12 protein-coding genes and 3 pseudogenes are annotated in these 17,410 nt (G+C 68.3%); 7 read left to right on the top strand and 8 right to left on the bottom strand.

From position 1 onward, the window contains the following. Positions 1 to 9: 9 nt before the first annotated feature. Positions 10 to 1,362, bottom strand: a complete 1,353-nt coding sequence (gene algB / locus IP89_RS22140) for a sigma-54-dependent response regulator transcription factor AlgB (protein WP_043312095.1) — start codon at positions 1,360 to 1,362, stop codon at positions 10 to 12. Between the two features lie 250 nt (positions 1,363 to 1,612). On the opposite strand from algB, the gene IP89_RS23480 reads away from it, so the two are divergent. The 5 genes and pseudogenes from IP89_RS23480 to IP89_RS24020 all read left to right on the top strand — a co-directional run. Continuing rightward, on the top strand, positions 1,613 to 1,762 hold the full coding sequence (locus tag IP89_RS23480) for a hypothetical protein (protein WP_156115112.1): 150 nt from the start codon (positions 1,613 to 1,615) through the stop codon (positions 1,760 to 1,762). Between the two features lie 17 nt (positions 1,763 to 1,779). After that, positions 1,780 to 1,941 carry a DUF1328 domain-containing protein gene (locus IP89_RS23225; protein WP_043312093.1) on the top strand — a complete coding sequence of 54 codons (162 nt, stop codon included), beginning with the start codon at positions 1,780 to 1,782 and terminating at the stop codon, positions 1,939 to 1,941. Between the two features lie 276 nt (positions 1,942 to 2,217). After that, positions 2,218 to 3,444 carry a nucleoside recognition domain-containing protein gene (locus tag IP89_RS22130; RefSeq protein WP_043312092.1) on the top strand — a complete coding sequence of 409 codons (1,227 nt, stop codon included), beginning with the start codon at positions 2,218 to 2,220 and terminating at the stop codon, positions 3,442 to 3,444. 122 nt (positions 3,445 to 3,566) lie between these two features. Then, a pseudogene (locus IP89_RS24025) lies at positions 3,567 to 4,091 on the top strand (MCP four helix bundle domain-containing protein); the annotation flags it as partial. A gap of 87 nt (positions 4,092 to 4,178) precedes the next feature. After that, a pseudogene (locus IP89_RS24020) lies at positions 4,179 to 5,177 on the top strand (methyl-accepting chemotaxis protein); the annotation flags it as partial. A 149-nt stretch (positions 5,178 to 5,326) separates the two neighbouring features. Here the strand turns inward: IP89_RS24020 and norR are convergent. Beyond that, positions 5,327 to 6,889: a nitric oxide reductase transcriptional regulator NorR gene (norR, locus tag IP89_RS22120; RefSeq protein WP_043312091.1), complete on the bottom strand. Its 1,563-nt coding sequence runs from the start codon at positions 6,887 to 6,889 to the stop codon at positions 5,327 to 5,329. A gap of 141 nt (positions 6,890 to 7,030) precedes the next feature. Between norR and hmpA the strand changes: the two genes are divergently transcribed. After that, on the top strand, positions 7,031 to 8,212 hold the full coding sequence (hmpA, locus tag IP89_RS22115; protein WP_043312089.1) for an NO-inducible flavohemoprotein: 1,182 nt from the start codon (positions 7,031 to 7,033) through the stop codon (positions 8,210 to 8,212). An 81-nt stretch (positions 8,213 to 8,293) separates the two neighbouring features. Then, positions 8,294 to 9,910 carry a methyl-accepting chemotaxis protein gene (locus tag IP89_RS22110; protein ID WP_043312088.1) on the top strand — a complete coding sequence of 539 codons (1,617 nt, stop codon included), beginning with the start codon at positions 8,294 to 8,296 and terminating at the stop codon, positions 9,908 to 9,910. Positions 9,911 to 9,913: 3 nt separating this feature from the next. Here the strand turns inward: IP89_RS22110 and IP89_RS22105 are convergent, their stop codons facing one another. From IP89_RS22105 to IP89_RS22085, 6 genes and pseudogenes are all read right to left on the bottom strand, one after another. After that, on the bottom strand, positions 9,914 to 10,519 hold the full coding sequence (locus IP89_RS22105; RefSeq protein ID WP_043312087.1) for a hypothetical protein: 606 nt from the start codon (positions 10,517 to 10,519) through the stop codon (positions 9,914 to 9,916). A 62-nt stretch (positions 10,520 to 10,581) separates the two neighbouring features. Next, positions 10,582 to 11,586, bottom strand: coding sequence for a DUF5924 family protein (locus tag IP89_RS22100; protein ID WP_043312086.1), 1,005 nt, complete (start codon positions 11,584 to 11,586; stop codon positions 10,582 to 10,584). A 60-nt stretch (positions 11,587 to 11,646) separates the two neighbouring features. Continuing rightward, entirely contained in the window at positions 11,647 to 13,317 is a 1,671-nt protein-coding gene (locus tag IP89_RS22095) for a Na/Pi cotransporter family protein (protein ID WP_043312085.1), read from the bottom strand. Between the two features lie 108 nt (positions 13,318 to 13,425). Then, entirely contained in the window at positions 13,426 to 14,547 is a 1,122-nt protein-coding gene (locus IP89_RS22090) for a methyl-accepting chemotaxis protein (RefSeq protein WP_371261972.1), read from the bottom strand. Between the two features lie 138 nt (positions 14,548 to 14,685). Then, a pseudogene (locus IP89_RS24015) lies at positions 14,686 to 15,015 on the bottom strand (PAS domain-containing protein); the annotation flags it as partial. Continuing rightward, positions 15,012 to 17,258, bottom strand: a complete 2,247-nt coding sequence (locus tag IP89_RS22085; protein WP_043312082.1) for a bifunctional diguanylate cyclase/phosphodiesterase — start codon at positions 17,256 to 17,258, stop codon at positions 15,012 to 15,014. The gene IP89_RS22085 and the pseudogene IP89_RS24015, both read right to left, overlap by 4 nt. Between the last annotated feature and the right edge of the window lie 152 nt (positions 17,259 to 17,410).

Here is a 17,410-nt window from a genome sequence, read left to right as displayed (position 1 = left end):
ACTCCGCGCTCAGAGGTTGTACTGCTTGCGCTTGCGGTAGAGCGTAGAGGCATCGATGCCCAGTGTCTTGGCCGCCAGGTCGAGGGTGTTGCTGCTGGCCAGCACCGCGGCGATATGCGCCTTCTCCAGTTCCTCCAGGCTCAGCGCGGCGCCGACCTGGACATTGTTGTTGCCGCCCTCGGCCGCGCCACCGAGGCCGAGGTTGGCCACGGTCACCTCTTCCTGCTGGCAGATGATGCTGGCGCGCTCGATCACGTTGCGCAGTTCACGGATGTTGCCGGGCCAGTGGTAGGCCTGCAGCGCGGCGCTGGCCTCGGCGCTGAAGGCGCGCGCCGGGCGCGCGTAGTCGCCGACGAAACGGGCGAGGAAGCGTTCGGCGAGGATCATCACGTCTTCCTGGCGCTCGCGCAGCGGCGGCAGCTTGAGGGTGATGACGTTGAGGCGATACAGCAGGTCCTCGCGGAAGCGCCCCTCACGCACCATCTCGTCGAGGTCGAGGTTGGTGGCGGCGACGATGCGCACGTCGGCGCGGCGGGTCACCGGGTCGCCGACCCGCTCGTATTCCTTGTCCTGGATGAAGCGCAGCAGCTTGGGCTGCAGGGTCAGCGGGAAGTCGCCGATCTCGTCGAGGAACAGGGTGCCGCCGTCGGCCTGGGCGACCCGGCCCTGGGTGCTCTCGCTGGCGCCGGTGAAGGAGCCGCGGGCGTGGCCGAACAGCTCGCTCTCCATCAGCTCGGCGGTCAGCGACGGGCAGTTGATGGTCACGCAGGAGCGCTTGGCGCGGCGGCTCCAGCCGTGAATGGCGCGGGCCAGCTCGCCCTTGCCGGTACCGGACTCGCCGAGGATGAGGATGTTGGCGTCGGTGCCGGCCACCTGCCGGGCAGTCTCGAGCACCGCCATCATCGCCGGGCAGTTGGAGTCGAGGCCGTCCTTGGCCTTACGTACCTCGACCTCCAGCGCTTCCAGACGCGCGGTCATGCTGCGCACTTCCATCTGCTTGGCGGCGGCCAGGCGCAGCTGGTCCGGCGAGCAGGGCTTGACCAGGTAATCGGCGGCGCCGGCCTGGATGGCGTCGACCGCGGTGTCCACCGCGGAGTGTGCGGTGACGATCACCACGCGCATCCACGGCGCCTGCACGCGCATCTGCGCCAGCAGCTCGAGGCCGTTGTCCTCGCCCAGGCGCAGGTCGAGGAAGCACAGGTCGAACACCTGGCGCAGCAGCAGGTTGTCTGCCTGCGCGGCACTGCTGGCGGTGGAGACGTTGTAGCCGTCGTCCTCCAGGCAGTAGCGGAAGGTGCGGAGGATGGCGGACTCGTCATCCACCAGGAGGATGCGGCCCTTGTCGGCGGTTTCTTGCGGCATTGATGGGTTCTCTCTTGCGGCGGCCTGGAGGGTTAGTCCGGTAACTCTCGTGCAAGTTGCACGAATAATTTCGCACGATCTCGCATGCTGCACGCCATGACTTTCTCGGTGATTTATTAATTCATTGAAATATAAGGATATTTTCAAGAATAACGACTGGCATGGGATTTGAGAGATAGCAGGCAAAGGCGGAGTTTTCGCCACCACCAGGCCGGCGCTAGCGCCCGGCAATGAGCAGAGGAGAGACGCGATGCTTACCCCGATCCTTGCTGTGCTGGCCGCCATCTGCGGCCTGGTCGGCAGCCTGTTCACCCTGACTCAGGCCATGTACCTGAGCCTGGATTCCGAATCCGAGGATGAGGCAGCGGGCGAAAGCCTGGTTCCTCCTCCAGGTCGTTGAAATAAGGAGACGTCATCATGCTTAGCTGGGCTATCACATTCCTCATCATCGCCATCATCGCCGCTGTTCTGGGCTTCGGTGGTATCGCGGGCACCGCCACCGGGATCGCCAAGATTCTCTTTGTGGTCTTCCTGGTGATGTTCATTGTGTCGCTGATCTTCGGCCGTCGAGCACCCTGACGGTAGGAACCCCTGCGGCCTGCAGAAGGTCGTAGGGCTCCAGGGACGAAAGGCGCGGGGACAGGCGCACATGCCAGGGGACCGGGACGCTCTGCTCGCGGAGTGACCTAGGGGTACAGGGAGTACTCCCGCAAGGGTCGGGTCAGGTAGCAACGAAGGCGCAAACGGCGCCGCCCCACAAGGGCGAGCCGTTTGCGCCTTTGTTCATTGTGGGGCCATGGCTCGCCCGCACCCGGTCGGCTCGCTATCATCGCCAGCGGACAAGGGGAACTGACGATGCTCAACGGCCTGTGGCTAGGATTCTTCGTGGTGGCCGCGCTGGCCGCCCTGGTGCGCTGGATAGGCGGTGACGCGACGGTATGGGCGGCCATGGTGGAAGCGCTGTTCACCATGGCCAAGACCTCCGTCGACGTGATGATCCTGCTGTTCGGCACCCTCACCCTGTGGCTGGGCTTCCTGCGTATCGCCGAGAAGGCCGGCCTGGTCGAGGCCCTGGCGCGGCTGCTGGCGCCGCTGTTCGCCCGGCTGATGCCGGAGGTGCCGCGTGGCCACCACTCGCTCGGCCTGGTCACCCTGAGCTTCACCGCCAACGGCCTGGGCCTGGACAACGCCGCCACGCCCATCGGCCTGCGGGCGATGAAGGCGCTGCAGGAGCTCAACCCCAACCCGACCTCGGCGAGCAACGCCCAGGTGCTGTTCATGGTGATGAACGCTTCCTCGTTTGTCCTGCTGCCGGTGTCGATCTTCATGTACCGCGCCCAGCAGGGGGCGGAAGACCCGGCCCTGGTGTTCCTGCCGATCCTCCTGGCCAACGCCATCTCCAGCGCCAGCGCCCTGCTCTCGGTGGCGGTGATGCAGCGCCTGCGCCTGTGGGACCCGGTGCTGCTGGCCTGGCTCGGCGGCGCAGCGCTGGCCATCGGCACCTTCATGGCGGTCTTGGCTGGTCTTTCCGCCACGGCGCTGACCGCGCTGTCCTCGCTGCTCGGCAACCTCACCCTGTTCGGTTTGATCCTGAGCTTCCTGCTGCTCGGCGCGCTGAAGAAAGTGCCGGTGTACGAGAGCTTCGTCGAGGGCGCCAAGGACGGCTTCGAGGTGGCCAAGAACCTGCTGCCTTACCTGGTCGCCATGCTCTGCGCGGTTGGCGTGCTGCGTGCCTCCGGCGCCCTCGACGTGTTGCTCGACGGCGTGCGCTGGTGTGTCGAGGGCCTGGGCTGGGACAGCCGCTTCGTCGAGGCGCTGCCCACCGGCCTGGTCAAGCCGTTCTCCGGCAGCGCGGCGCGCGCCATGCTGATCGAGACCATGCAGAGCCAGGGCGTGGACAGCTTCCCGGCGCTGGTCGCGGCAACCATGCAGGGCAGTACCGAGACCACCTTCTACGTGCTCGCCGTGTACTTCGGCGCGGTCGGCATCCAGCGCGCCCGCCACGCGGTTGGCTGCGCCCTGTTCGCCGACTTCGTCGGGGTGGTCGCCTCGATCCTGGTCTGCTACTGGTTCTTCGGCTGAGGCGCCGGCCGCTCTAGCCTGCGGGCCTGGTATGGGGCCTGCAGGAAGTTTTCCGCGACCCCTAAATAACCGGCCAATACTGACGCTAACCCTGTACTCCCCATAACTCCCTGGAGTTGGTCATGGTTCTGCGTTCTGTCACTGTCGTAATGCGCAACATCATTGGCTTCGGGGTGCTCACCCTGATCCTGCTGTTCACCGGGGGCGTCGCCCTCACCCAGCTGTCCAGCCTGCGCGGCGACCTGCTGGAGGTGAAGGACGTATGGATGCTCGGCCTCGACCTGATGGCCAAGATCAAGTCAGAACGGCAGAGCCTGCGCCTGGTCGAGTACGAGCTGATGGCCAATCCGGAGCGCCTGAGTGCGCTGAGCGCCGAGGCCCAGTCGATCCGCGGCCGGGTCAGCGGCTACGACAAGTCCTACGAGGAAACCATCATCCTCGACGAGGACCGCCGCCTGTTCCAGGACTACGAGAGCAAGAGCCACGCCTACGAGGCATCGCTGGCCAAGGTGGTCGACAGCGTGCGCGCCGGCCAGCTCGACGAGGCTGCCGCCGAGCAGTCGGCCCAGGGCTTCGACCAACTGATCGCCGCCCTCGACAAGCTGATCGACATGAACAACCGCGGCGCCGCCAGCGCCGGTGATCGCGCAGAGAAGAACGCCGATGGCGCCACCTGGCTGTTCAGCCTGATTCTCGGTGCGGCCGTGCTGTTCACCCTGATCGCCGCCTGGCTGCTCAGCCGCAGCATCACCCAGCCGCTCGCCGAACTCAGCGCCTCGGCCAAGCGCATCGCCGGCGGCGATCTGAGCCAGCCGGTACGCGCCGAGGGCGCCGACGAGGTGACCCAGGTGCAGCACTCGCTCTCGGAAATGCAGCAGACCCTGCGTGACACCCTGCAGGGCATCCAGGGCTCGGCCACCCAGCTGGCCTCGGCGGCCGAACAGCTGCACGCGGTGACGGACGAATCGGCGCGCGGCATCACCCGGCAGAACGACGAGATCCAGATGGCCGCCACGGCCGTTACCGAAATGTCGGCGGCGGTCGACGAGGTGGCGCGCAACGCCAACCACACCTCCGATTCGTCCCGCGAAGCTGAGCAGACCGCCGAGGCTGGCCGCCGTCAGGTCAGCACCACGCGCAGCACCATCGAGCAGCTCAGCCAGCGCCTGCAGATCACCTCCGGCACCATCGGCCGCCTGGCCGACGAGGCCATCGCCATCGGCCGCGTACTGGAAGTGATCCGCACCATCGCCGAACAGACCAACCTGCTGGCCCTGAACGCCGCCATCGAAGCCGCGCGGGCCGGCGACCAGGGCCGCGGTTTTGCCGTGGTGGCCGACGAAGTACGCGCGCTGGCGCAGCGCACGCAGACCTCGACCCAGGAAATCGAACGCATGATCAGCGCGATCCAGAGCGCCAGCCAGGAGTCGGTCGAGGCCATGGGCGAGAGCAGCGAGTACGCCGGGCGCAGCAGCGAACTGGCCAACGAGGCGGACAGCGCCTTGGCGCTGATCGCCGAACGGGTCAGCCAGATCAACGAGATGAACCTGGTGATCGCCAGCGCGGCGGAGCAGCAGGCCCAGGTGGCGCGCGAGGTGGACCGCAACCTGGTGGCCATCCGCGACATCGCCGAACAGAACGCCACCGGCGCCCACGAGACCTCGGTGGCCAGTGATCAGCTGGCGCGCCTGGCCAGCGATCTGAACGGCATGGTGCAGCGCTTCCGTCTCTAGGTTCTGCACGAAAAGTGCCTGCGCTCGGTGATGCGTTGTTAAAGCTCGGTTCGGAATGCTCATTTACCGCTCGTAAACTGCGCTTCCTCACCGAGCTTCGCCTAGCCTCACCTTCGCTCGACGACTTTTCCTACAGAACCTGACGGGAGTTACTTGATCCCCAGGCGCGTCGCCAGCCGATGCAGGTTGGCGCGGTCCAGGCCCAGCTCGCGGGCGGCGGCGGCCCAGTTGTCCTGGGTGCGCTGCAGGGCGGCCTGGATCAGCCGGCGCTGATACTCGTCCACCGCCTGGCGCAGGTCGCCGACCAGCGCCGGCTCCTCGACCACCGCCTGTATCGCATTGCCAGCCGGCGCCGCCACTGTGGTCGCCACCCCCAAATCCAGATCGCAGGCCTCCAGGCTGAGGATACGTGGCCGCTCGGGCTGGCGCGCCAGGGCCTTGAGCGCGGCGCGGCCGAGCAGGTGCTCCAGCTCGCGCACATTGCCCGGCCAGTCGTGGCGCAGCAGCGCGGCCTGGGCCTCGCTGCCCAGGCGCAGGCCGCGCAGGTGCAGGCGCGCGCGGCTCTGTTCGAGGAAGTGCCCGGCCAGCAGCAGCACGTCGCGGCCGCGCTCGCGCAGCGGCGGCACCTGCAGCGGATAGACGCTGAGACGGTGATAGAGGTCAGCGCGGAAGCGTCCGGCGCGCACCTCCTCGGCCAGATCGCGGTTGGTGGCGGCGAGAATGCGCACGTCCACCCGGTGTTCACGGTCCGAGCCCAGGCGCTGCAGCTGGCCGCTCTGCAGCACGCGCAGCAGCTTTGCCTGCACCGGCAGCGGCAGCTCGCCGACCTCGTCGAGCAACAGGGTGCCGCCGTCGGCCAGCTCGAACTTGCCGCTGCGCTCGCCGCTGGCGCCGGTGAAGGCGCCGCGCACATGGCCGAACAGCTCGCTCTCCACCAGCTGGTCCGGCAGCGCCGCGCAGTTGATGCTGATCAGCGGCTTGCGCGCCCGCGCCGAGCGGGCGTGGATGGCCTGGGCCACCAGCTCCTTGCCGACCCCTGTCTCGCCGGTGATCAACACGGTCAGGTCGCTGCCGGCGACGGTGTCGATCTCCGCCTGCAGGCGCTGGTGCGCGCTGCTCTGGCCGATGATCTCGGCCGCGCCGGCCTGCGCTGCGACCTCGCGGAAGCGCGCGGCCAGCTGGCGCTCGGCTTCGGCGCGCTGGGTCAGGCTGAGCAGGCGGTCGTTGGCCTTGACCGAGGCGGCGGCGAGGCGGGCGAAGGCTTCCAGGTTGTCCAGATCGCTCTGCTCGAAGCTGCCGGGTTCCAGGCTGTCGAGGGTGATCAGGCCCCAGGGGCGGTCATCGATGAACAGCGGGCAACCCAGGCAGTCGTGCACTTCCAGATGGCCGACATGCTCCTCGACCAGGCCGTCGTAGGGGTCGGGCAGGTCGCTGTCGGCGGCGAAGCGGGTCGGCGCGCGGTCGCCGAGCAGCACCTCGAAGCGCGGGTGCTCGGCCAGGGCGAAGCGCCGGCCCAGGGTGTCCGGGCTGAGGCCATCCACCGCCAGCGGGATCAGCTGCTCACCATCCAGACGCAGCAGCGCCGTGGCGTCGCAGGGAATCAGCGCGCGCAGGGCCGCCAGCAGGCGCCGGTAGCGTTCGTCCTCGGCCAGCTCGCGGCTCAGATCGTCGACCAGCGGTAGCAGCGCCTGCAGCAGTGGATGGGTTGTCATCTGGACTCCTTGGTGTCGAAATGACTTGCTGTCTAATCGACTCATTCTTTAATAAGTGATTGAAATATAAATAAAAATTATCTGGCACGAATGCTGATAACTCCTCCTGCAGAACAACCCTGCGTGCAAGAGGAACTCCATATGTTGTCCAACGAACACATCGCTCTCGTCAAGGCCACCGTGCCCCTGCTGGAGACCGGCGGCGAGGCGCTGACCACCCACTTCTACCGCATGATGCTCAGCGAGTACCCGCAGGTACGCCCGCTGTTCAACCAGGCGCACCAGGCCAGCGGTGACCAGCCGCGCGCCCTGGCCAACGGCGTGCTGATGTACGCCAAGCACATCGACCGCCTGCAGGCGCTCGGCCCGCTGGTCGGGCAGATCGTGCAGAAGCACGTGTCGCTGCAGATTCTCCCCGAGCACTACCCGATCGTCGGCAGCTGCCTGCTGCGCGCGATCCGCGAAGTGCTGGGCGCCGAGATCGCTACTGACGAAGTGATCGCGGCCTGGGCCGCCGCCTATGGGCAACTGGCCGACCTGCTGATCGGCGCCGAAGAGGAAATCTACTCGGCCACCGAGCGTGCCGAGGGCGGCTGGCGTGGCGGGCGCGCCTTCCGCGTGGCGCGCAAGGTCAGCGAGAGCGAGGAGATCACCTCCTTCTACCTGCAGCCGGTCGACGGTGGCGCCATTCTCGACTTCATCCCCGGCCAGTACATCGGCCTGCGCCTGCACCTGGACGGCGAGGAAGTGCGCCGCAACTACTCGTTGTCCGCCGTGCCGAACGGCCGCGAGTACCGCATCAGCGTCAAGCGCGAGCCGGGCGGGCGGGTCTCCAACCACCTGCATGACCGCATTGCCGAGGGTGCCGAGATCGAGCTGTTCATCCCGGCCGGCGAGTTCACCCTGAATGTGTCGACCAAGCCGCTGGTGCTGATCAGCGCCGGCGTCGGCATCACCCCGCTGATGACCATGCTGGAAACGGCGGTGCACAGCGGCCGGCCGATTCGCTTCATCCACTGCGCGCGCCACGCCGGGGTGCAGGCCTTCGCCGCCCGCGTCGACGAGCTGGCCGCCGCCCATCCGCAGCTGCAGCGCTTCTACTGCCTGGAAGAGCAGCGCCCGGACGATGGTGCTGACGCCTACGGTCGCCTGAGCCTGGAACGCCTGCAGGCCTGGCTGCCAGCCGAGCGCGATGCCGACGTGTACTTCCTCGGACCCAAGCCGTTCATGAGCGCGATCAAGCGCAATCTGCGCGAGCTCGGGGTGCCGGAAGCCCAGGCGCGCTACGAGTTCTTCGGTCCGGCTTCGGCGCTGGAGGGCTGATCGCACTAGCGCTCGCGCGCTCATGGCAAAACGCGACTATGGTTCTGGTAGGTACATTGGCCAGCAGTAAGGTGACCTACCATGAAGAACTGGACTATTCGGACAAGGTTGTTCGTCCTCATCGTCCTGATGATGGCGGGCAGCCTGGCCATAGGCAGCGCCGGTCTTATCGGCCTGCGCGGCGTGTTGGGCGGGCTCAACAGCGTCTATCTCGATCGCGTGGTGCCATTGCGCGATCTCAAGCTGATTGCCGATCTCTACGCGGTGAACATCGTCGATGCCAGCCACAAGGCGCGTAACGGCGGTACTTCACCGGCCGAGGCGGCGCGCCAGGTGGAAGAGGCACAAGGCAAGATTCGCGAGATCTGGCAGGCCTACAAGGCGACCAAGCTGATCGACGAGGAACAGCGTCTGATCGCCCAGATCGAACCCCTGATGCAACAGGCCGAGGAGCCGCTACGGCGCCTCAAGGACATCCTGCGCGCCGGTGACAACGAGGCTTTGGCCAACTTCACCGCCAAGGAGCTGTACCCGCGCATCGACCCCCTGTCGGAAAAGTTCTCCAAGCTGATCGAGCTGCAGCTGCATGAGTCCGAGCGCCAGTACCACGATGGCGTGACGCTGGAGCTGCGCAGCGAATACCTGGTCGCCGGGCTGCTGGCCTTCCTGCTGATCGGCGGCGGCTTGCAGGCCTGGAGCATGAGCCGCGGCATCAACCTGCGCCTGTCCGAGCTGCGCGAGGTGGTGGCGCGCAATGCCGCTGGTGACCTGCGCGAGCCGGTGCGCTGCAGCGGGCGTGACGAGATCACTGCGGTGCAGACCTCGCTCAAGCAAATGCAGGACAACCTGCGCGACACCCTGCAGGGCATCCAGGGTGCGGCCACCCAGCTAGCCTCGGCGGCCGAGCAGCTGCACGCAGTGACGGACGAATCGGCGCGCGGCATCACCCGGCAGAACGACGAAATCCAGATGGCCGCCACGGCGGTGACGCAGATGTCGGCGGCGGTCGACGAGGTGGCGCGCAACGCCAACCACACCTCCGACTCGTCACGCGAGGCGGAACAGACCGCCGAGGCCGGGCGGCGCCAGGTCAGCACCACGCGCAGCACCATCGAGCAGCTCAGCCAGCGCCTGCAGCACACCTCGGGCACCATCGGCCGCCTGGCCGACGAGGCCATCGCCATCGGCCGGGTGCTGGAAGTGATCCGCACCATCGCCGAGCAGACCAACCTGCTCGCACTCAACGCCGCCATCGAGGCGGCGCGCGCCGGAGACCAGGGTCGCGGCTTTGCCGTGGTGGCCGACGAAGTGCGCGCGCTGGCGCAGCGCACGCAGAGTTCGACCCAGGAAATCGAGCGGATGATCAGCGCGATCCAGAGCGCCAGTCAGGAGTCGGTCGAGGCCATGGGCGAAAGCAGCGAATACGCCGGGCGCAGTAGCGAGCTGGCCAACGAGGCGGATAGCGCGCTGGCGCTGATTTCCGAGCGGGTCAGCCAGATCAACGAGATGAACCTGGTGATCGCCAGCGCTGCAGAGGAGCAGGCGCAGGTGGCGCGCGAGGTGGACCGCAACCTGGTGGCGATCCGCGACATCGCCGAGCAGAACTCCACCGGCGCCCACGAGACCTCGGTGGCCAGCGATCAGCTGGCGCGCCTGGCCAGCGACCTCAACGGCATGGTGCAGCGCTTCCGCCTGTAGGTCTCAGCGCTTGGCCTGTTCGTCGTCGCCCTCGTCGGCGAACAGGCCCCTGCCCCAGCTCACCAGCGGGTCGTCGTACTCGTGCTGACGCAGGGCGACCAGCTGCGGTTCGATGAAGGCTTCGAACGACGCGGCGTCGGTGAAGTAGTGCTTGCCGGTGAAGACGGTGAAGAACAGCTTCTTGCCGATGCTGACGGAGAACATGTTGCCCATCGGCTTGCCCTTGTTGCGCAGCAGGATCAGCTTGGCGTGGCTGCCCAGTTCGCGGGTCAGCGGTAATTCTTCTTCGGTGACATCGTCGGCGATCATGCCGAGGGCGATGCCGGCGCCCTGCAGGGCGCTGTAGCTGGCCACCAGCGCTTCGCTGGCGCTGGGTGTGAGCGAGGCCGTGCTGTGCAGGTAGAGGCCGCTGACCGAGTCCAGGTCGTAGCTGAGGTCGGTGGTGCGGGTCCAGTAGGTGGTGGTCTTCTCGAAGCGCCCGGCGTCCTCGCCGTAGCCGAAGGCGGCGCCGGTGAGCAGCAGCTGGCGCTCGCTCTCGGTCGGTTCCGCGTTGTCCACGCAGCCGCTCAGCAGCAGGGCGGCGAGTAGGCAGGTCAGGTGTCTGAGCATGATGCGATCCTTGCGATGTGCCTGGCCGCAGCTTGCCTCAGGCGCTGCGGCCTGACCAGCGACTAGTCGACGCGGAAGCGCAGCACGCCGATCTGTTGCCCGGCCTCGGTGACTACCTGTACCTGCCAGTCGCCGGCCGGCTGCGCCGGGAAGTTGCGCTTGTGGGTCCAGGCCCGGTAGCCGGCCTTACGCCCGCCGTGGATGTCCAGGGCGATGCGGTCCATCTCCACGCCGTCGCGCTTCCACACGTGGTAGATGCGCTCGTTGAGCCCGCGCGGCGCGCTGATCGAGGTGAAGGCGTACAGCCCGGCCTGTTGCAGCTGGGCGGCCGAGACCTGCTCCAGGCTGCTGCCTGGATTGCGCTGCTGCAGCTCTTCGGTGACTGCCACCTGGGTCAGCCACAGGGTCGCCGGTGGCACCCAGGGCCGCGCCAGCCAGGCGCCGACGCCGAGCGCGGCGACCAAGCTGGCCAGCGCCGCCCAGCGCCAGCGCCGCTGAATGCGCAGGCTGCTACCAAGGCTCGGCAGGGTCACCACCAGGGCGATGCCCAGGGCCAGGCGATAGCTCTCGGCGGTGGTCAGGTGAACGATCAGCGGCAGCGCCACCAGCAGCACGGCGAACAGCGCCAGGCTGTGGAAGCACAGGTACAGCCAGCGCCGCGCGGCCAGCCACTTGTAGTACAGCGGGTCGATGATGGCGAGCAGCGCCGCCGCGCCGAGCAGGCCGGTGAACAGCGCCTGGCCACTGTTCCAGGCGGTGGTGATGAAGAAGAACGGCAGGGCGAAGAACAGGCTTTCCTGGTGGATCATCTGGGTCAGGTAGCGCAGCAGCATCGGCGGCACTTCCAGGCCCAGCCAGCGCGCGGCGCTGCGGGTCAGCAGGTTTTCCAGCAGCAACACCGCCCAGCTCAGCAGCATCAGCACCGCGATCACCTTGCCCACGCCCGCCTGACGGTCGACCAGGATGAAGCTGGCCACGCCGGAACAGAAACCGAAGGCCGCGACCAGGCCGGGGTAGCGTTGCAGCAGGGCGAGCAGACGAAGCAGGTGGGGTTTCCAGTGCGGCATGGCAGGCGGTGAGCGGTGACAGGGGGCGGCAGGATACCAGCAAGCGCAGGTGGCTTGGCGCTAGCGCTGCCAGTCGCCGACCGGGGGATGGCCGTGGTCCGCCTCGGCCCCCGATGCCTCGCCCTCGCCGCCTTCCAGCACCAGGTAGGCGCTGCCGCAGAACAGCGAGTTGAGGCGCTTCATGTCGGCGATCAGCTCCAGGTGCAGGGCGCTGGTCTCGATGCTCTGCACCACCTGCCGGCTGAGTCGGCCGACATGTGCGTGAGCCAGGCGCCGTTCCTCCTGGCGGAAGCGGCGTTTTTCCTGGAGCAGGCGCCGGGCGTTGTCGTGGTTGCCGCTGAGGAACACGTTGAGGCCCAGGCGCAGGTTGTCGCCGAGCATGCCGTGCAGGGTGCTGAGCTCCTCCAGGCCGCTGGCGGAGAAGCTGTAGTGGCGGGCGCGCTTGTGGTTGTCGAGCTTGCCGGCCATCTGCTCGATCAGGTCGCCGGCATGCTCCAGGTTGACCGCCAGCTCGATGATCTCCGCCCAGCGCCGGCTGTCGTGGGCGGGCAGGTCGTCGCGCGGCATCTGCGCCAGATACAGCTTGACCGCGTTGTACAGCGCGTCGACGTCGTCATCCAGGCGCCGTACCTCGCGCCCGGCCTCCGTCGACTCCTCGCGCAGCACCTCGCCGAGGTGGCCGAGCATGCGCTCGACCAGGTCGCCGATGCGCAGCGTCTCGCGTACCGCGTTGGCCAGCGCCAGGCTCGGCGTATCCAGTGTGGTGCGGTCGAGGTGGCGTGGCGCGGCCACTCCGGCATCGCGATTGCGCTCGGGCAGCAGCAGAGTGCACAGGCGCGCCATCAGCCCCACGCTGGGCAGCATCAGCAGGCAGCGCAGGCCGTTGTAGGCCAGGTGGAAGCCGATCACCAGGGTCGCCACCGACCAGTCCAGCTCCTTCATCCATTCCACCAGGGGATGCACGATCGGCAGCACCAGGAGCAGGCCGAGCAGTTTGTACAGCAGGCTGCCGAGGGCCACGCGGCGCCCAGCGGCGGACTGCATGCTGCTGTTGAGCAGGGCCAGCACGCCGCTGCCGATATTGGCGCCGATGACCAGGCCGATGGCCACCGGCAGGCCGATCACGCCGCTGCCGGCCAGGGTCGCGGTGAGCAGCACGGCGGCCAGGCTGGAGTAGGTGAGCATGGCGAACAGCGCGCCGACCAGGGCATCCAGTAAGAGGTCGCCGGTCAGCGAGGCGAACAGTGCCTCGATGCTGTGCGACTCGGCGATCGGCCGCGCCGCCTCGACGATCAGCTGCAGGGCCAGGATCAGCACGCCGAGGCCGATCGCCACCCGGCCGACCTGGCCCAGGCGGCTCTGCTTGCGCGACAGGAACAGCACTACGCCGGCGAAGATCAGCAGCGGCGACAGCCAGGACAGGTCGAGGGTCAGTACCCGCGCCATCAGCGCGGTGCCGACATCGGCACCGAGCATGATCGCCAGCGCCGGGGCCAGCGCCATCAGGCCCTGGGCGACGAAGGAAGTGGTCAGCAGCGCGGTGGCGTTGCTGCTCTGCACCAGGGCGGTGACGCCGATGCCGGCGAGGAAGGCCTGCGGCCGCTTGCTCACGCTGTGGCTGAGCACGCGGCGCAGCTGCGAGCCGTACACGCGCAGGATGCCGGTACGCACGATATGCGTGCCCCACACCAGCAGGGCAATGGCGGACAGCAGGTTGAGCAGGGTGAGCATGGCGCAGCCTCCTTGGTGCTATCGGGGCTCGCTCTTCTTTGACGGACGCGATTCTCCGGCGCCCTCCTGTTTAGCTTTAGTTGTAGATAGGGGAAGGCGCCAGCCGGTTCAGCCTTGTTGTTGCCGGCCGCGGAACTGCTCCACCAGCAGCTGCAGGCGCTCGGCCAGGGCTGCCACGTGCTCGGCGCTGCTGCGGCTGCGGCCGCTGGCGGCGACGCTGCTGTGGCCGGCCTCGCGGATACCGTCGAGGTTGCGCTGGATGTCCTCGCCCACCGCGCTCTGCTCTTCCACGGCGGTGGCGATCTGCAGGCTCATGCCGCTGATCGCCTCGACCTGGCGGTTGATCCCGGCCAGCGCCTCGGCTGCCTGCAGGGCGTTGTCGACGCTACCCTGGGCCTGGTCCTGGCTGCGCTGCATGGCCGTCACCGCCGCCGCCGTGCCCTGCTGCAGGCGCTCGATGATGCTCTGGATCTGCGCGGTGGACTGCTGCGTGCGGCTGGCCAGGCCGCGCACCTCGTCGGCGACCACGGCGAAGCCGCGCCCGGCCTCGCCGGCACGGGCCGCCTCGATGGCGGCGTTGAGCGCCAGCAGGTTGGTCTGCTCGGCGATGGCGTGGATCACCTCGATGACCTGGTCGATCTCCTGGCTGTGGCCCTGCAGCTGCTGGATCACCCGGTTGCCGCGCAGCACCTCGTCGGCCAGTACGGCGATCTGCCGGCGGGTCTGCTCGACCTGGCGCAGGCCGCTGTCGGTGGCATGGTTGGCCTCGGCGGCGGCACTGGCGCTGAGCTGGGCGTGGCGCGCCACCTCCTGCACGCTGCTAGCCAGCTGGTCGACGGCGCAGGCCACCTGCTCGGTCTCCTGCTGTTGCAGCAGGCTGGCGCCGCGGTTGCAGTCTAGCGCCGCGGCCAGCTCGCCGGCGTCGTCGCTGAGCTGGCGCGCCGAGTCGGCGATGCGCCCGACCATGGCTCCGGCCTCGGCCTCCAGGCTGTGCAGGGCGAAGGCGATCTGCCCGAAGCAGTCGTTGCGCCCGCTGTACACCAGCTGGCTCAGCGGATTGTCGGCGATGCGCCGGGCCTGGCGGGTCAGCGCCTGCAGCGGGCGCAGGCGCCAGTGCACCAGGCCGGCGAGGCCGGCGCCGAGCAGCGCGCCACCGGCCAGTGCCGGCAGCAGTGGTAGGGCATTGGCCAGGCCGAGCAGCGCGGCACCGGCCAGCGGCCCGGCGGCCACCAGCAGGGCCAGGCTGCCGACCGCGCTCAGGCGTGGCGGGCGCAATGCGCTTGGCGTCTGCCCGGCAGCCAGCGCGCGGTACAGCGGCTCGGCGCGCTCGACCAGCGCGGGCGCGGCATGGTTGCGCACCGACTGGTACTCCACCACTGCGCCGCCACGTACTACCGGGGTGGCGAAGGCGCTGACCCAGTAGTGATCGCCATTCTTGCAGCGGTTCTTCACCAGGCCCATCCACGAGCGCCCGGCCTTGAGCGTCTGCCACAGGTGGGCGAAGGCCGCCGCCGGCATGTCCGGGTGGCGCACCTGGTTGTGGCTGTGGCCGAGCAGCTCGGCTTCGCTGAAACCGCTGACGGCGACGAAGTCCGGGTTGACGTAGGTGATCACGCCCTTGAGGTCGGTGGTGGAGAGGATATTGGCGCGCGGGTCGACCGCCACCTCACGCTGGCTGATCGGCAGGTTGAGCTTCATGGCTGGATTTCCGGAGATTGATTGGATTCGGGGAGCAGGCACCAGAGGCCTTCGCTGCCGTGCTCGGCGACGAACAGGCGCTCCAGCTCGGCGGCTGGGCGCGGCCGGCTGAACCAGTAGCCCTGGGCCAGGCGGCAGCTCTCGCGATGCAGGAAGTCGAGCTGTTCGTCGCGCTCCACGCCCTCGGCCACCACCTCCAGGCCCAGGCTGCGGCCGAGGCCGATGATGGCGCGGCTGATCGCCCGCGACTCGGCGTCGGCGCCGTCGATGAAGCTCTTGTCGACCTTGAGGATGTGCAGCGGGAAGCGCTTGAGGTAGCCCAGCGAGGAATAGCCGGTGCCGAAGTCGTCCAGCGCCAGGCGCACGCCGAGGCTGCCCAGCTCGCGCAGGGCGATCAGGGTCGCGGTGCAGTCGCGCATCAGCTGGCTCTCGGTGATCTCCAGCACCAGGCTGGAGGGCGCCAGGTCGCTGTCCATGAGGATGTCGGTGAGGCGCGCGACGAAGTCGTCCTGCTGCAGCTGCCGGCTGGACAGGTTGACCGAGCAGCGCAGGTGCACCTGGCCCTGCAGCTGCCAGGCGCGCACCTGGCGGCAGGCCTGGCGCAGCACCCAGTCGCCGACACGGAGGATCTCGCCGGACTCCTCCAGCGAGGGAATGAATTCCTGCGGCTGGATCAGCTGCTCGCCATAGCGCCAGCGCAGCAGCGCCTCGACCCCGATCAGGCGCGGCTGGCCCTGGTCGATGCGGCAGATCGGCTGGTAGTGGAGGACGAACTCGTCGCGCTGCAGGGCCTGGCCGAGGGCGCTCTCCAGCTCCAGCTGGCGCCGCGCGGCGGCCTGCAGCTCGTGGCTGTAGCGCGCGTACTGCGCCTTGCCGGCCTGCTTAGCACGGTACAGGGCGAGGTCGGCGGCCTGCAGTGCCTCGGAGGGATCGGCGCTGGCGCGCAGCCCGGCCACGCCGATGCTGGCGCTGACCACCAGGGTCTGCTCGCCGAGGTGCAGCGGATGGTGCAGGGCTTCGAGCATGCGCTGCGCCACCTGTTCGGCGTCGGCCATGCTGGCCAGGTCGTTGAGCAGCACGACGAACTCGTCACCGCCGAAGCGGAACAGGTGGTCGCCCGGGCGCAGGCAGTGCTGCAGGCGCCGGCCGACCTCCACCAGCACCTGGTCGCCGCTGTGGTGGCCGAGGCTGTCGTTGATCAGCTTGAAGCGGTCGAGGTCGATAAACAGCAGCGCGGCCTGGCGTGCACCGGGCTTGGCCAGTTGCTGTAGGGTCTGCTGCAGCAGCTCGTCGAGGCGCAGGCGGTTGGCCAGGCCGGTCAGCGGGTCGTGGCGCGCGGCGTGCTGCAGCTGGTGCTCGACCAGCTTGCGCGCGCTGATGTCGGTCTGCGAACCGGCCATACGGCGCTGGCCGTCCGGGTCCAGCTCGACCACGCCACGTGCCAGCACCCACAGGTAGTCGCCGCGCCGGCGGCGCATGCGGTACTCGTGATGCAGCAGCGCGGTGCGCCCGCCGAGGTGCGCGTCGATGGCCTGGCGCAGGCCCGGCAGGTCGTCCGGGTGGACCCGCGAGAACCAGGCGGCGCAGCCCTCGCCGAGGGCGTCGCGGCTGAGTTCGAGCATCTGCGCCCAGCGTTCGGAGACGTACAGGCGGTCGTGCTCCAGGTGCCAGTCCCACAGCCCGTCGTTGGCCCCGCGCAGGGCACGGGCGAAGCGCGCCTCGCTGTCCTCCAGGGCGCGTCGTTGAGCGGCGCCATAGGTATCGATGGCCAGGGTCATGTCGAAGAACACCGCCTTGAGCAGGCTGGCGAACAGCTCGGCGCGCGGCTGGTCGTGGAACAGCGCGTCGTGCATGGCGTCCAGGTACAGGCGGTAGCCGGCCAGGTACCACTTGGGCTCGACGCCGGCCACCTGGTGGATCAGGCCGATGCGCAGGCGCCCGTTGAGATAGTCGTGGTCGTAGGGCCCACGCCACAGGCGCTGGTAGTAGTCGAGTTGGCTGTGCTTGAGGTTGGCCACCTGCTGCTCGTCGTTGAGCAGCGCGGCCGGGCCCATGAAGCGTCCGAGGTGCTGGTACAGGCGGTCGACGAACACCAGGTGCGCGCTGCTCACCTCGTCCGCCCCGGCGTTCAGGCGCTGCGGGTCGGCGCGCCCCCAGTCGAGCAGGCGCAGGCGTTCGCGAATCTCCCCGTCATCCAGACCGATCCGCCCGATCAGGTCCTGCAGGCTTTCCTCTGACTTCATGGCATATCCCTTCCACTGCTTTTCTGCGGGCACAAAAAAAGCGCCGCACGGCGCATCCCTGGGGGAACGCGACGTCGCGGCGCTTCGTCTTGCAGGCCCATTCGTCCTGCCCGGCAAAGCCGGTCTCCACCTTGCGGCGGAACCTTCGATAA

It is taken from the genome of Pseudomonas sp. ML96 (assembly GCF_000761545.1).
Taxonomy (GTDB): domain Bacteria; phylum Pseudomonadota; class Gammaproteobacteria; order Pseudomonadales; family Pseudomonadaceae; genus Aquipseudomonas.
Note: the sequence above shows the minus strand (reverse complement) of the source record. Positions and strands in the feature narration are given on the sequence as shown.

Coding starts and splice junctions, on each gene's coding strand:
- algB (WP_043312095.1), bottom strand. CDS start 1,362: ATGCCGCAAGAAACCGCCGACAAGGGCCGCATCCTCCTGGTGGATGAC.
- IP89_RS23480 (WP_156115112.1), top strand. CDS start 1,613: ATGCTTACCCCGATCCTTGCTGTGCTGGCCGCCATCTGCGGCCTGGTC.
- IP89_RS23225 (WP_043312093.1), top strand. CDS start 1,780: ATGCTTAGCTGGGCTATCACATTCCTCATCATCGCCATCATCGCCGCT.
- IP89_RS22130 (WP_043312092.1), top strand. CDS start 2,218: ATGCTCAACGGCCTGTGGCTAGGATTCTTCGTGGTGGCCGCGCTGGCC.
- norR (WP_043312091.1), bottom strand. CDS start 6,889: ATGACAACCCATCCACTGCTGCAGGCGCTGCTACCGCTGGTCGACGAT.
- hmpA (WP_043312089.1), top strand. CDS start 7,031: ATGTTGTCCAACGAACACATCGCTCTCGTCAAGGCCACCGTGCCCCTG.
- IP89_RS22110 (WP_043312088.1), top strand. CDS start 8,294: ATGAAGAACTGGACTATTCGGACAAGGTTGTTCGTCCTCATCGTCCTG.
- IP89_RS22105 (WP_043312087.1), bottom strand. CDS start 10,519: ATGCTCAGACACCTGACCTGCCTACTCGCCGCCCTGCTGCTGAGCGGC.
- IP89_RS22100 (WP_043312086.1), bottom strand. CDS start 11,586: ATGCCGCACTGGAAACCCCACCTGCTTCGTCTGCTCGCCCTGCTGCAA.
- IP89_RS22095 (WP_043312085.1), bottom strand. CDS start 13,317: ATGCTCACCCTGCTCAACCTGCTGTCCGCCATTGCCCTGCTGGTGTGG.
- IP89_RS22085 (WP_043312082.1), bottom strand. CDS start 17,258: ATGAAGTCAGAGGAAAGCCTGCAGGACCTGATCGGGCGGATCGGTCTG.